This window comes from Streptomyces odonnellii (genome assembly GCF_000981895.1).
GTDB lineage: Bacteria > Actinomycetota > Actinomycetes > Streptomycetales > Streptomycetaceae > Streptomyces > Streptomyces odonnellii.
On the sequence record NZ_LATD01000006.1, the window covers coordinates 1 to 14548 of the forward strand.

General features: G+C 68.7%; 10 protein-coding genes. 4 read left to right on the plus strand and 6 right to left on the minus strand.

The features are described 5' to 3' along the window. The 4 genes from cydD to hisC form a co-directional block, all read right to left on the minus strand. Positions 1 to 1673: thiol reductant ABC exporter subunit CydD (gene cydD / locus WH07_RS01040; protein ID WP_046494357.1), on the minus strand; the 1673-nt coding region annotated here is incomplete at its 3' end. Between the two features lie 84 nt (positions 1674 to 1757). Beyond that, positions 1758 to 2756 (minus strand): cytochrome d ubiquinol oxidase subunit II, encoded by a 999-nt coding sequence (gene cydB, locus WH07_RS01045; RefSeq protein WP_046494277.1) that lies wholly within the window; start codon positions 2754 to 2756, stop codon positions 1758 to 1760. Positions 2757 to 2783: 27 nt separating this feature from the next. Next, complete coding sequence (locus WH07_RS01050; RefSeq protein ID WP_046494278.1) at positions 2784 to 4292, minus strand: cytochrome ubiquinol oxidase subunit I; 1509 nt, start codon at positions 4290 to 4292, stop codon at positions 2784 to 2786. A gap of 342 nt (positions 4293 to 4634) precedes the next feature. After that, a complete protein-coding gene (gene hisC / locus WH07_RS01055) occupies positions 4635 to 5741 on the minus strand; it encodes a histidinol-phosphate transaminase (protein WP_046494279.1) in 1107 nt (368 codons plus the stop codon). A gap of 623 nt (positions 5742 to 6364) precedes the next feature. Between hisC and WH07_RS01060 the strand changes: the two genes are divergently transcribed. The 3 genes from WH07_RS01060 to WH07_RS01070 all read left to right on the plus strand — a co-directional run bounded on the left by WH07_RS01060 (position 6365) and on the right by WH07_RS01070 (position 10046). Further along, entirely contained in the window at positions 6365 to 7477 is a 1113-nt protein-coding gene (locus WH07_RS01060; RefSeq protein WP_079022854.1) for a LacI family DNA-binding transcriptional regulator, read from the plus strand. Between the two features lie 382 nt (positions 7478 to 7859). After that, the gene (locus WH07_RS01065; protein WP_046494281.1) at positions 7860 to 8963 is read left to right on the plus strand and encodes a metallophosphoesterase; all 1104 of its coding nucleotides are present in this window, start codon (positions 7860 to 7862) and stop codon (positions 8961 to 8963) included. 147 nt (positions 8964 to 9110) lie between these two features. Continuing rightward, complete coding sequence (locus tag WH07_RS01070; protein WP_046494282.1) at positions 9111 to 10046, plus strand: membrane protein; 936 nt, start codon at positions 9111 to 9113, stop codon at positions 10044 to 10046. 288 nt (positions 10047 to 10334) lie between these two features. Here WH07_RS01070 and thiC read toward each other — a convergent pair whose 3' ends face one another. Further along, on the minus strand, positions 10335 to 12203 hold the full coding sequence (gene thiC / locus WH07_RS01075; protein ID WP_046494283.1) for a phosphomethylpyrimidine synthase ThiC: 1869 nt from the start codon (positions 12201 to 12203) through the stop codon (positions 10335 to 10337). A gap of 158 nt (positions 12204 to 12361) precedes the next feature. Between thiC and WH07_RS01080 the strand changes: the two genes are divergently transcribed. Further along, positions 12362 to 13849: a YibE/F family protein gene (locus tag WH07_RS01080; RefSeq protein WP_046494284.1), complete on the plus strand. Its 1488-nt coding sequence runs from the start codon at positions 12362 to 12364 to the stop codon at positions 13847 to 13849. 137 nt (positions 13850 to 13986) lie between these two features. Here WH07_RS01080 and WH07_RS01085 read toward each other — a convergent pair whose 3' ends face one another. Next, complete coding sequence (locus WH07_RS01085) at positions 13987 to 14421, minus strand: SsgA family sporulation/cell division regulator (protein ID WP_046494285.1); 435 nt, start codon at positions 14419 to 14421, stop codon at positions 13987 to 13989. Positions 14422 to 14548 lie beyond the last annotated feature (127 nt).

A 14548-nucleotide genomic window follows, 5' to 3' on the forward strand; every position in this document is an offset into this window, starting at 1 on the left:
CCCACGCCCCGCCCCGGACCCGTCTCGCCCTCCGACCGCCCCCGCAGCGCGATCACACGGTCCGCCACCGCGAGCAGCGCCGGCCGATGGACGACGAGCAGTACCGTACGGCCCCGGGCCAGCCGCCGTACCGCCTCGACGATGCCCGCCTCCGTCTCACCGTCGAGCGCCGCCGTGGGTTCGTCCAGCAGCACCAGCGGCCGGTCGGCGAGAAACGCCCTGGCCAACGCGAGCCGCTGCCGCTGACCGGCCGAGAGCCCGGCACCGTCCTCGCCGAGCACGGTCCGCACCCCCTGGGGGAGCACCGCCACGAACTCGTACGCCCCCGCCTCCCGCAGCGCTTCCCGTACCGCCGCGTCGTCCGCCTCCGGCCGGGCCAGCCGTACGTTCTCCGCGATCGTCCCGGCGAAGAGGTACGGCCGCTGCGGCACCCAGGCGATCCGCTCCCGCCAGCGGTACGGATCGAGCGAGGCCAGATCGCGGCCGTCCACCCGTACCCGCCCTTCGTCCGGCGCGGTGAATCCCAGTACGACATCGAGCAGCGTGGACTTCCCCGCCCCGCTCGGCCCGACCAGGGCGACCGTCTCCTCCGGTTCGACCGTCAGCAAGGCCGCGTCCAACGAGGGTTCCTTACGGCCCTGATGGCGTACGGTCACCGCCTCCAGCTCCAGCCGTGGCGCACCGGAGCCGGGGATCACCTCCGTACCGCTCGCCGGAGGCCCGGTCTCCAGGACCGTAAAAATCTCCTCGGCGGCCGACAGCCCCTCGGCCGCCGCGTGATACTGCGCGCCCACCTGGCGGATCGGCAGATAGGCCTCGGGCGCGAGGACCAGCACCACCAAGCCGGTGTACAGATCGAGATCGCCGTGCACCAGCCGCATCCCGATACCGACCGCGACCAGCGCCACCGACAGCGTCGACAGCAACTCCAGCGCGAAGGACGAGAGGAAGGCGATCCGCAGGGTACGGAGGGTGGCCTGCCGGTACTCGGAGGTGATCGTACGGATCGACTGGGCCTGTGCCTTGGCCCGGCCGAAGACCTTGAGGGTCGGCAGCCCGGCGACCACATCCAGGAAGTGGCCCGACAACCGGGACAGCAGCCGCCACTGACGGTCCATCCGTGCCTGGGTGGCCCAGCCGATCAGCACCATGAACAGCGGGATCAGCGGCAGGGTCACCACAATGATCGCCGCCGAGACCCAGTCCTCGGTGACGATCCTCGCCAGGACCGCCACCGGCACCACCACGGCGAGTCCGAGCTGAGGCAGATAGCGCGCGAAGTAGTCGTCCAGGGCATCGACCCCGCGCGTGGCGAGCGCGACCAGCGAACCGGTGCGCTGCCCGCTCAGCCAGCCCGGACCGAGTTCCGCCGCCCGTTCCAGCAACCGCCCACGCAGCTCGGACTTGACCGCGGCGCTCGCCCGGTTGGCCGCCAGCTCGGTCAGCCAGGCAACCAGAGCGCGCCCGACGGCGACCGCGGCCAGCAGAAGCAGGGGAGTACGCAGCCCTGAACCATCGAGCCCGCGCTGGAACCCGCCCACCACCACCTCGGCGATCAGCATCGCCTGAGCGACCACCAGCCCTGCGCCGACCAGCCCCAGACCCACCACGGCAGCCAGAAAAAAGCGGGTCGCGCGGGCATATCGCAACAGGCGCGGATCGATTGGTTTCACGTGAAACACCTACTCCCGATGCCGGCCGACACTCATGACTCCGGTGACCCTGGGCGCATCACCCAGCGAATCCCCCATAGCTGCTCACGCGTCCGCTATGTGCTGTGTCCCGATCCGCTTGCGGAACACCCAGTACGTCCACCCCTGGTAGAGCAGCACCACCGGAGTCGCGATCCCGGCGCACCAAGTCATGATCTTCAGCGTGTACGGGGTGGACGAGGCGTTCGTCACCGTCAGGCTCCAGGCCGGATCCAGCGACGACGGCATGACATTCGGGAAGAGCGTCAGGAAAAGCATCGCCACGACGGCCACGATCGTGACGCCGGAGAGGGCGAACGACCAGCCCTCGCGCCCCATCGCGACAGCCCCGACCGCACCGGCCAGCGCCGCCACGGCCACGATCAGCGCGACCAGACTCGTACCGTCACCGTTGTCCGCCTGGGTCCAGAGCAGAAAACCGAGCGCCAGCAGGGCGGTGAGCAGCCCCAGCCCGACGGCCAGCTTCCTGGCCCGGACCCGTATGCCCCCCACCGTTTTGAGCGCGGCGAACACCGTGCCGTGGAAGGTGAAGAGGGTCAGCGTGACCAGTCCGCCCAGCAGCGCATACGGATTGAGCAGGTCCCCGAAGCTGCCGACGTACTCCTTGTGCGCGTCGATCTCGACGCCCCGCACGATATTGCCGAAGGCGACACCCCACAGCACCGCGGGCAGCAGCGAGGTCCAGAAGATCGCGTGCTCCCAGTTGCGCTGCCAGTTCTCCTCGGGCCGCTTGGCCCGGTACTCGAAGGCGACACCGCGCACGATCAGACAGACCAGGATGAGCAGCAGCGGCAGATAGAAGCCGGAGAAAAGGGTGGCGTACCACTCGGGAAAGGCGGCGAAGGTCGCCCCGCCCGCGCTCAGCAGCCAGACCTCATTGCCGTCCCAGACGGGCCCGATGGTGTTGATGAGGACCCGCCGCTCCTTGCGGTCGCGGGCCAGTAGCTTGGTCAGGATGCCGATGCCGAAGTCAAAGCCTTCAAGGAAGAAGTAGCCGGTCCAGAGAACGGCGATCAGAACGAACCACACATCGTGGAGTTCCATAGCTCCTCACGTCCCTCGGTCGAATCGTCAGTACGAGAAGGCCATCGGCCGGTCGGCGTCCGCCGGATCGCCGCCGATCTTCGTGGGCGGATGAAGATCCGCGTCCGTCAGCTCCGGCGGCCCGGCCTTGACGTACTTGATCAGCAGCCTGACTTCGATGACCGCGAGGACGGCGTACAGCAGGGTGAAGACGATCATCGAGGTGAGCACCTCGGCCTGCGAGACACCGGGGGAGACCGCGTCGGCCGTGCGGAGCACCCCGTACACGACCCAGGGCTGGCGACCCGTCTCGGTGAAGATCCAGCCCCAGGAGTTGGCGATCAGCGGGAAGAGCAGGGTCCAGAGGGCGGTGATCCAGTACCACTTGGCGAGCTTCGGGCTCAACGCCTTCTTCCTGAAGAGGACAAGATGCGGCACCTCGTCCTCTCCGGTCCGCAGGGCGGGCGGCAGCAGAAACTTCTTCCGGGTCAGCCAGAGTCCGAGCAGGCCGATGGCGAACGACGCCATGCCGAAGCCGATCATCCAGCGGAAGCCCCAGTAGGCGACCGGGATATTGGGCCGGTAGTCGCCGGGCCCGTACTTCTGCTGCTCGGACTTGTTGACGTCGTTGATGCCGGGGACATGCGAGCTGAAGTCGCTGTTGGCGAGGAAGGACAGCAGTCCGGGGACCTCGACGGCCACGGTGTTGTGGCCCTTCTCGACATCTCCGTACGCGAAGAGCGAGAAGGGCGCGGGCGCCTGGCCCTCCCAGAGGGCCTCGGCCGCGGCCATCTTCATCGGCTGCTGCTTGAACATGACCTTGGCGAGCGTGTCACCGCTCACGGCGGTGAGCAGTCCGGCGATCACCACCGTGACCAAGCCGAGGCGGAGCGAGGTCCGCATCACCGGGATGTGCTTCCTGCGCGCGAGATGGAAGGCCGCGATTCCGACCATGAACGCGCCGCCGACCAGGAAGGCGGCCGTCAGGGTGTGGAAGAACTGGGTGAGCGCGGTGTCCTGGGTGAGGACTTTCCAGAAGTCGGTGAGTTCGGCGCGTCCGGCTTCCTCGTTTATACGGAAGCCGGTCGGATGCTGCATCCAGGAGTTGGCCGCCAGGATGAAGTAGGCGGAGAGGACCGTGCCGATCGAGACCATCCATATACAGGCGAGATGGATCTTCTTCGGCAGCTTGTCCCAGCCGAAGATCCACAGTCCGATGAAGGTGGACTCGAAGAAGAAGGCGATCAGCGCCTCGAAGGCGAGCGGGGCTCCGAAGATGTCACCGACGAAGCGCGAGTAGTCGGACCAGTTCATCCCGAACTGGAACTCCTGCACGATGCCGGTGACGACCCCCATCGCGATATTGATCAGAAAGAGCTTGCCCCAGAACTTGGTGGCTTTGAGGTACTTCGGATTCCCCGTGCGGACCCAGGCGGTCTCCAGGCCGGCGGTGAGCGCGGCGAGCGAGATCGTCAGGGGGACGAAGAGGAAGTGGTAGACGGTGGTGATGCCGAACTGCCATCGGGCCAGGGTCTCCGGCGCCAGAGCCAGGTACACGTCGCCTTCTCCTTAATCGCCTTGCACAACCGCCTTGTGCGCCTTCACCGCGGTGGTGACGGCGACGGCTTGCCCCTTTCACCCCGGACATACCGCAACGAACAAGGCGAGCTTGTGAACGCGTTCACATTCACAAGCATTATGTCGCACACGCTTCCGGACCGGCGCAGGGGGGGTCGAAGACAAGCCACCAGCCATCCCCGGTCGGCCACCGGCCGCCCCCGGACATGCGGAAGGGGCGGCCCCGAAGGGACCGCCCCGCCCGGCATCGCCCGGCACTCCCGGCCACGACAGGCCCGGCTAGGGTCTTTCGTTTGGGCCTGGCTGGATCAGGAACAGGCCCTACATCTCCTTGCGGAACGTCTCGGCCGCCTGAAGGAACAGGTCATTGGCCTCGTGCTCGCCGATCGTGACCCGTACCCCCTCGCCCGGGAAGGGCCGTACGACCACGCCGGCCGCCTCGCAGGCCGCCGCGAACGCGACCGTACGCTCGCCGAGCCGCAGCCAGACGAAATTGGCCTGGGTCTCCGGCACGGTCCAGCCCTGGCCGACCAGCCCCGCGTGCACCCGCTCGCGCTCGGCGACCAGCGCGCCCACCCGCCCCAGCAGCTCGTCCTCGGCACGCAGCGAGGCGATCGCCGCCTCCTGCGCGATCTGGCTCACGCCGAACGGGACCGCGGTCTTCCGCAGCGCGGCGGCCACCGGCTCATGGGCGATCGCGAAGCCCACCCGCAGCCCGGCCAGACCGTACGCCTTGGAGAACGTACGCAGCACCGCCACATTCGGGCGGTCGCGGTAGATCTCCACCCCGTCCGGCACCTCGCCGCCCTCCGCACCCCGCCCGGGCCGGATGAACTCCCGGTACGCCTCGTCGAGCACCACCAGCACATCGCCGGGCACCCGGTCGAGGAACCGTTCCAGCTCGGCCCGGCGCACCACCGTGCCGGTCGGGTTGTTGGGGTTGCAGACGAAGATCAGCCGGGTCCGCTCGGTGATCGCCTCGGCCATCGCGTCCAGGTCGTGCGCGTCGCCCGGGGTCAGCGGCACCTTTATGGAGGCCGCGCCCGCGATCTGGGTGATGATCGGGTACGCCTCGAAGGAGCGCCAGGCGTAGATGACCTCGTCACCGGGGCCCGAGGTGGCCTGGAGCAACTGCTGGGCGACCCCCACCGACCCCGTACCGGTCGCGAGGTGCGAGACGGGCACCCCGAAGCGGTCGGCCAGTTCCTCCATCAGCCCGCTGCATGCCAGGTCCGGGTAGCGGTTGAAGGCGCCCGCGGCCTCGATGGCCCGCTCCATCACGCCCGACAGCGGCGGGTAGGGGTTCTCGTTCGAGGACAGCTTGTACGCGGCGGGGCCGCCGGACGCCGTCGGCTTGCCAGGTTTGCCCGGCTTGTACGTGGGGATGCCGTCCAGCTCGGCACGCAGCTTGGGGCTCGTCTCGCTCACCGCAGGTCCTCCTCGGCCGTTCACGGGTCCGTACGACTTCGACTCCGGCATCACCGTCATGGGTACCGGCGTCGGCGCCGGCATCGATGACGACTTCAATGCTGCACACCTTATGAGGATTCGTGTCCGCTGCGAATGGCCACTGAGGGAGGCCCGCCCCACACCAGCCCCCACACCGGCCGCGCGCCCGCCGCACTCCCGTCACACCCCGGCCGCGCGCCCGCCGTGCACCAGCCACACTCCCGTCACCCCCTGGCCTGCGGCCGCAGGACACGCGCCGCGCGGCTGCCGGCCCCGCCCCGACAGCCGCAGGACGTCCTGCGGGAGGCCGGCGGATGGCCTTCGGGAAGCCCGCCCGGGGAGGGGCGCACGCGCTTCACTGGCGCGCGCCGGTGGCACACGCCGTGGCGCGCGTCCCCCGTAGAGGTGAGTTGAGACCTCTTCGAAACATGGCCCCTTCGCCAGGTCCATGCCGCTCGTTGCATGGCAGAACATAGCTACACGTGTTAACTCCCTTGCCTTCCAAGGCCATTTACCGCCTTCAACCATGCAAAAACGTGCCTGCCCATAGGTGATTGTGCGACCGGACCCACCGCCCGCCCGAGCCCTACTATCGGCTCGCCATGACAGCAGCAGGGAAACACCAGGTGAGCCGGACGGACACATCCCGCCGGGGCAGCCGGCAAGGTCGGGCGGGCATCCGGGACGTGGCCGCCGCAGCCGGTGTCTCCATCACGACTGTCTCGGACGCGCTCAACGGCAAGGGCCGGTTACCCGACGCCACCCGACGCCATGTCCGAGAAGTCGCCGAACGCCTCGGCTACCGGCCGTCCGCCGCCGCCAGAACCCTCCGTACCGGCAAGTCCGGCCTCATCGGCCTGACGGTGACGACGTACGGGGATGAACCTTTCACCTTCACCGAGTTCGCCTACTTCGCCGAGATGGCCAGGGCCGCCACCTCCGCCGCACTCGCCCGCGGATACGCCCTCGTCATCCTCCCCGCCACCTCCCGCCATGACGTCTGGGCCAATGTCGCGCTCGACGGCACCGTCGTCATCGACCCCTCCGACCACGATCCCGTGGTCACCGAACTCGTCCGCCAGGGTCTTCCCGTCGTCTCCGACGGCCGGCCCGCGGGCACCCTTCCCGTCACCGCCTGGGTCGACAACGACCACGAAGCGGCCGTCCTCGATCTGCTCGACCATCTCGCCGCGGCCGGCGCACGCCGGATCGGCCTGCTCACCGGCACCACCACGGACACCTACACCCGGCTCTCCACCACCGCCTATCTGCACTGGTGCGAACGAGTCGGCCAGGACCCGGTCTACGAGTCCTATCCCGCCCACGACCCGTGCGCGGGGGCCGTCGCCGCCGACCGGCTGCTGGCCCGCCCGGACCGGCCCGACGCCGTCTACGGGCTCTTCGACCCCAACGGCACCGATCTGCTCGCCGCCGCACGGCGGTACGGACTGCGCGTACCGGACGACCTTCTGCTCGTCTGCTGCAGCGAGTCCACCGTGTACGCCTCGACGGAGCCGCCGATCACCACGCTCTCGCTCAAGCCGCGCCGTATCGGCACCGCGGTCATCCAGCTCCTCATCGACGCCATCGAGGGGCTGGAGACCGACCGGCCGGTCGAGCAGGTGATACCGACCGAACTGATCGTCCGGACCTCCTCCCAGCGCCGCCCTCCGCGCACCACGGTCAGCGCGCCCCGGTCCCCCGCGGGTGACTGACCATCAGTACGGCGGACCATCAGTACGGCGGACCCCGGGCCGCGCGAGGCACAGCACGCGGCCAGGGGCTGCCGAGAGCCCCGGAACACATCGGGAACAGGTGGTACGGGCGGGACGGACAGGGCCGGTGGAGAACTGGTTGAGCCGGTGCAATGACCGGTGAAGACCCAGACCTTTGACATTTCGGGCGATCGGCCAGAAAACAGCCGGTGAACCAGAGGTGCAATCGGATTCACCACCCCTGGTGCGTCACACGGGAGGACCCGCATTCCTATGATGGGCGCACGACACCACGGACCTTCGCTCACCGCCGACGGGCTCACCCCCACCGGCCGGGCGGGCCCCACGGGTGTACGGCGGCACGACGGCGGTGGAGGGGTCGATGACACAGGGGGCCGGCCAGGGACCCGTGGTGCGGACGGCGACGTTGCGCGACTTCCGCGTACCGCCGTACGCGCTGGTTCCCGTGCAGTCCGGAGAACCCGGCCCGTCAGGCCCCACGGCCGCCGGCCCGTCCGGGCACCCCGGCAACGCGGTCCCCGATGACGAGTTGCCGGAGGGCTACACCCCCACCGAACGCGATCTCCCGGTGATCAACCGGGGGGACACGGTCCAGGTGCACGTCGGCCCCGCGGCGGAGTCGTCGGTGCCCGACGGTCTCGGCCCGCTCTATGTCGTCGGCGATGTCCACGGTTATCTCGACGAACTCCTCGCCGCGCTGGCCGAACAGGGGCTGATCGACGCCGACGGCCACTGGACCGCGGGCACCGCGCGTCTCTGGTTCCTCGGCGACTTCACCGACCGCGGTCCCGACGGCATCGGTGTCATCGACCTCGTGATGCGGCTCTCCGCGGAAGCGGCGGCGGCGGGCGGCTACTGCAAGGCCCTGATGGGCAATCACGAACTTCTGCTGATCGGCGCCAGACGCTTCGGCGACACCCATGTCAACTCCGGTGCGGGTACGGCCACTTTCCAGGCGGCCTGGCTGCTCAACGGCGGTCAGCGCACCGATATGGAGCGCCTCCAGGACGTCCATCTCCAGTGGATGTCCCGGCTCGACGCGGTGGTCGAGGCGGACGGACATCTCCTCCTGCACTCCGACACGACGGCCTATCTGGACTACGGATCCACGATCGAGGACGTCAACGACACGATTCATCAGATCCTCACCCGCAATGACGCGGACGAATGCTGGGATCTGTTCCGCAAACTCACCAAGCGCTTCGCCTTCCGCGACGAAGGCGGCCCCGAGGCCGTACGGGAACTGCTCTCCCGGTACGGCGGAGAGCGCATCGTCCATGGTCACAGCCCGATTCCCTATCTGCTGGGCGAAGTCGGCACCGAAGACGCCTCGGACGGCGAAGCCGACACGGGTCCGCTGGTGGAAGGGCCACACGTATATGCCGACGGACTTGCCATCGCGATGGACGGCGGAGTGACGATGGCAGGAAAGCTGCTGGTCGTCCGGCTTCCCCTGGAGAACTGAGACAACAGGGTCCAGCCGATTTATGTAAACCCCCTGTCACCCCACGCCGAAACAGCTCTACCATCGGCTTATCCGTAGCAGGCTCTCCTCCGTTTCCGCCAACTGCCCGTACCACGCGGGCGAGCCGGCCCTACGGAGCATCGGGGGATGCACATGAACAGCGCTCCGCACCTGCTGAGCGAGGATCGCGCGGAATTCGAGCGGATCCTCGATGACGTGCTGCACAACGCGCACGAGCGCCCTGATCTCGCCGCGATCGGGGAGCGGCTCAACAGCGAGCAGCTACGCACCATGGCCCTGAAGTCCACGGCGCGGATCACCACGGCCGCGGCCGCCGAGTACGAGCACTACAGAAAGATCCGCGAGGAGTTCCGCTCACCGAGCCTTTCCGCTTCGACCGGCTCGGACTCCGTACGGGCCGACTCCGTACGGGCCGACTCGGCGCGTCCCGACTCGGTCCGCTCCGGTTCAGCTCGCTCCGACACGGCTCGCCACGACTCGGCGCGCGATTCCGTGCCGACCCCGGCCGACGCCGAAGTGCCGGTGTCCGGCGCGGGGTTCACGGCGATCATCACGGTGCTGGTCCCGGTCCTCGGCGGCATCGCCGCGATGATCTTCCTGCTTGTCGGCTATCTCCTCAAAGCGCTCAGCCGACCGCCCGCGTTCGCCGACAGCCTGCTCGCCGTGGGCTGGTTCTTCGGTGCCATCACGGCGCTGGGCATCCTGGCCGCCGCGATCGGTCTGCTGGTCACGGCTCTGCGCAACCGCAAGACCCAGCTCCCGGCCGAGGAGTCGCCGAGCGGTGAGCTGCCCGACGAGGTGGCCAGGGCCCGGGAGGCCTGGCGCCACGCACTGCTGGAGCGGGGTGTTCTGCCCTTCCTGCGCGACGTTCTGGCCGACCCGAGCGCGGACCCGGCCGCCCCGGGACCGGCCCGGCCGGCCAAGCACCTGCCCAAGATCGGCTACAGCCGGCCGGACTTCACCAGCCCGGACGAGGGTGCCGCCACCGACCGGCGCCCGAGCTTCACCAGCCCGGACTTCACCAGTCCCGATTTCGGCGGCCCGGACCACCGACCGGAGTGACCCCGGCCGGGACCAACATCCCGGGTGCCCCCGGACCGGCCGAGATCCCCGGGGACCTCGGGGGCCTCGGCTTGGCCGACCACCAGCCGGAGTGACCTCCGGCCGGTGCCTGGCTGCGATCGCCCGCCGTTCCACAGGCCTGCCCTGCAAAGCTCAGCGCGGTGTTCAAGGCCCGGCGCCGGGCCCTGTCCGGTCAGGGCCGTGTCGGTCGGTGCCCGGGCCGTGTCCGACACATCCCGTCCGGCACGGCCCGGGCCCGGCGCGCTGCCGGTCCTCAATCCGCTGCGCTCACTCCGCCAGCGGCAGATAAACCCGATTGCCGGCCGCGGCGAATTCCTTGGACTTCTGTGCCATGCCCGCCTCGATCTCGGCGTCCCCGATCGCGGTACCCGCCACGCCCGCGCTTCCCGTACCGTCGCCGCCGCTCTCCATCTCGCCGCCGTGCCGCCGCCGGATGTCCTGGGAGATCTTCATCGAGCAGAACTTCGGGCCGCACATCGAGCAGAAGTGCGCCGTCTTCGCCGGTTCGGCGGGCAGCGTCTCGTCGTGGAACTCCCGGGCGGTGTCCGGATCCAGGGCCAGATTGAACTGGTCCTCCCAGCGGAACTCGAACCGGGCGTCGGACAGCGCGTCGTCCCACGCCTGCGCCCCCGGGTGCCCCTTGGCGAGGTCCGCGGCATGCGCGGCGATCTTGTACGTGATGACACCGGTCTTGACGTCGTCCCGGTCCGGCAGCCCGAGGTGCTCCTTGGGCGTGACGTAGCAGAGCATCGCCGTACCCCACCACGCGATCATCGCGGCGCCGATGCCGGAGGTGATGTGGTCGTACGCCGGGGCCACATCGGTCGTCAGCGGGCCGAGCGTATAGAACGGCGCCTCCTCGCAGATCTCCTGCTGGAGGTCGATGTTCTCCTTGATCTTGTGCATCGGGACATGGCCGGGGCCCTCGATCATGGTCTGTACGCCCAGCCGCTTGGCGGTCGAGTTCAGCTCCCCGAGCGTGCGCAACTCGGCGAACTGGGCCTCGTCGTTGGCGTCCGCGATGGACCCCGGCCGCAGGCCGTCACCGAGGGAGTACGTCACGTCGTACGCCGCGAGGATCTCGCACAGTTCCTCGAAGTTCTCGTACAGGAACGACTCCTTGTGGTGTGCGAGGCACCACGCCGCCATGATCGAGCCGCCGCGCGAGACGATGCCCGTCTTGCGGCGCGCCGTCAGCGGAACGTACCGCAGCAGCACCCCGGCATGGACCGTCATGTAGTCGACGCCCTGCTCGGCCTGCTCGATGACCGTGTCCTTGTAGATCTCCCAGGTCAGCTCCTCGGCCTTGCCGTCGACCTTTTCGAGCGCCTGGTAGAGCGGCACGGTGCCGATCGGCACGGGGGAGTTGCGCAGCACCCACTCACGAGTGGTGTGGATATTGCGGCCGGTGGAGAGATCCATGACCGTGTCGGCGCCCCAGCGGGTCGCCCAGGTCATCTTCTCCACCTCCTCCTCGATGGACGAAGTGACCGCGGAATTGCCGATGTTGGCGTTGACCTTCACCAGGAACCGCTTGCCGATGATCATCGGCTCGATCTCCGGGTGATTGACATTGGCCGGCAGTACGGCACGGCCCGCGGCGATCTCCTCGCGCACGACCTCCGAGGACACGTTCTCCCGGATCGCGACATACTCCATCTCCGGCGTGATCTCACCACGCCGGGCGTACGAGAGCTGCGTCACGGTCTGTCCGGCACGCGCCCGTCGCGGCTGGCGCGGCCTGCCGGGGAAGACCGCGTCGAGGTTGCGCAGCCCGCCACGCGGCGCCGTGTGCTTGAGCCCGTCGTCCTCGGGGCGGACCGGCCGGCCCGCGTACTCCTCCGTGTCCCCCCGCCCGACGATCCAGTTCTCCCGCAGCGGCGCGAGACCGCGGCGTACATCGGTCTCGACGGCCGGATCGGTGTACGGGCCCGATGTGTCGTACAGCGTGACGTCCTGGCCGTTGGTGAGGTGCACCTGGCGGACGGGTACCTGGAGGTCAGGGCGCGAGCCCTGGACATATCCCTTGTGCCAGCCGATAGTCCTTTGAGTCCGGCTCGAACCATGAGCCTCGCTCGGATTTCCCGACTCGTTTCCAGAATCGGAGGCAGGCGTGTGTGCGCCCTGAACGGTCATGAGACCTACTCCCTACGCCGGCATTACCCGGTAACAGGTTCAGCGGTCGGCGCAGCTCAGGGGTCCAGGGGACATGCCCCGGAACGCCACAGTCAGCGCCCTCTCAGCCCGGTGCTCCGAGCTCCCGCGTGTGCAAAAGGTGCCCCCACGCTAGCGTCATGTCCGGCGTGCTGAACAGAGGGCCTCAGGCTTCTTGCGATGATCGGTCGGTGACCTCATCCCAGCAGACCCACGAATCGCACGGGCACACGCACAGTCATGGCCCCGCCGCACCGGTCTCCCTGCACCTTCGCAGGGTCATCGCGGCGGTTCTGATCCCGTTCGCGGCCGCCGTGGCGGTCGGTCTGGTGGTGCTCTGGCCGGGCGGCGCTCCGGCGCATGAGCGTACGGGTGTGGGCTTCGACCGGCAGACCGAGCAGGGCCGGGTCGTGCAGATCCAGCAGGTCGACTGCAAGTCCGTGAACGCCGCCCAGGTGCCGTCCACCGGTGACACCTCGAAGCCCCAGGGGCGCGAGGCGGACCGGGAGCAGACCGGTGACTGCAAGAAGGCCACGATCGAGGTCACCACGGGCAAGGAGAAGGGCCGGACCTTCGTCGAGATCGTCCAGCCGGACGCGCCACGGCAGTTTCACGTGAAACAAGGCGTTGTGGTGGCATACGCACCCGACGCTCCGCGTGATCTCCAGTACTCGGTGACGGATGTCAACCGGAAGCTCCCCATGGCCCTGCTGGCCGGGATCTTCGCGCTCGCGGTGGTCGTGGTGGGGCGGCTGCGCGGGGTCATGGCACTGGTCGCGCTGGCCGTCTCGTTCGCCGTGCTGACGCTGTTCATCCTGCCCGCGATACTTCAGGGCTCGAATCCGCTGGTCGTGGCGGTGGTCGGGGCCAGCGCGATCATGCTGATCGCGCTCTATATGTGCCATGGACTGACGGCCCGTACCTCGGTCGCGGTCCTTGGCACCCTGGTCTCCCTGCTGCTGATCGGGCTGCTGGGGTCGGTCTTCATCGGCTGGGCGAGCCTGACCGGCAACACCGATGACAACACCGGTCTGATCCACGGTCTCTATCCCGGGATCGATATGAGCGGTCTGTTGCTCGCGGGGGTCATCATCGGTTCGCTGGGTGTCCTCGACGATGTGACCGTCACGCAGACCTCGGCGGTCTGGGAACTGCATCAGGCGGATCCGTCGATGGGTCCCCGTGCCCTCTACCGGGCGGGTATCCGGATCGGCCGGGACCATATCGCCTCGGTGGTCAATACGCTGGTCCTGGCCTACGCGGGCGCCGCCCTGCCACTGCTGCTGCTCTTCTCGATCGCGCAGTCGGGTGTGGGTACGGTCGCCAACAGTGAACTGGTGGCGGAGGAGATCGTACGGACCCTGGTGGGCTCGATCGGTCTGGTCGCGTCGGTGCCTGTGACCACGGCGCTGGCGGCTCTGGTGGTCTCCGCCGACCGGGCGGGACACAGGGCGCCTCCCGTGCCTCCCGTACCACCGGCCCAGGCTCCTGGGACCACGAATCCCTGGCCCACGGGCCCGGCGGGTCCAGCAAGCCCGACAGGCCCCCAGGCAGGGCCCGCGCTGCCGGTACAGAGCACACCGGCGCGCGGGCTGGGCGGCGGCAAGGGCCGGCGCCGCAGGAAGTAGGCCGGCAAGAGTGGATACGTTCAGCGCCGACCGGGGCCCTCAGTACCGACCGGGGCCGCGCAACGGCCGCGGCCGGAGCCCGGGACCGCGAAACGGCCGCCGGGAAGGATCACCCGTACGGCCCCGTCCAGCCGGGCTCAGCCGGCGTTCTCCCCGGCCAGGATGCGGCCCAGCGCCTGCTCCAGATTGACCTCGAAGTCACCGAGCGTGCGCTCCTGGCCGAGCGGCACCAGCCGGTCCGTACGGTCGAGGAAGGCCACCAGCGGTGCGGCACTGACCCGGAAGAGCGCCTGATCGTCCCCGACCTGGAGCCGGATATGGACATCGGAGAGGTCCTCGGGCTCCGTCGGCGCGATGTGCACATCGCCGTCACCGCTCGGCGTATTGATGCCGTCGAGCAGTAGCTCACGGCCAAAAGTCCAGGTCACAGGAGCATCGCCGGGCAGATGGAATGTCATGCGCACGGCATAGGGATCCCGCACCTCGTAATGGAGTTCCACCGGGATCCGGAACGCCAGCTCCTCGGAGACGAGGAAGCTCATCAGGACCTCGGCCTGCACCGACTCGCGCATCGCTGTACTCCGGAGTAGATGAAACAGTGGCTGGGAATGATCCCCGTTGACCCTCTTGACGCAATCGTCCTGTAAGCGCTAGCAGATCACAAGGAGTAATTTTCCAGATACGGAAAGAGAAGGCGAG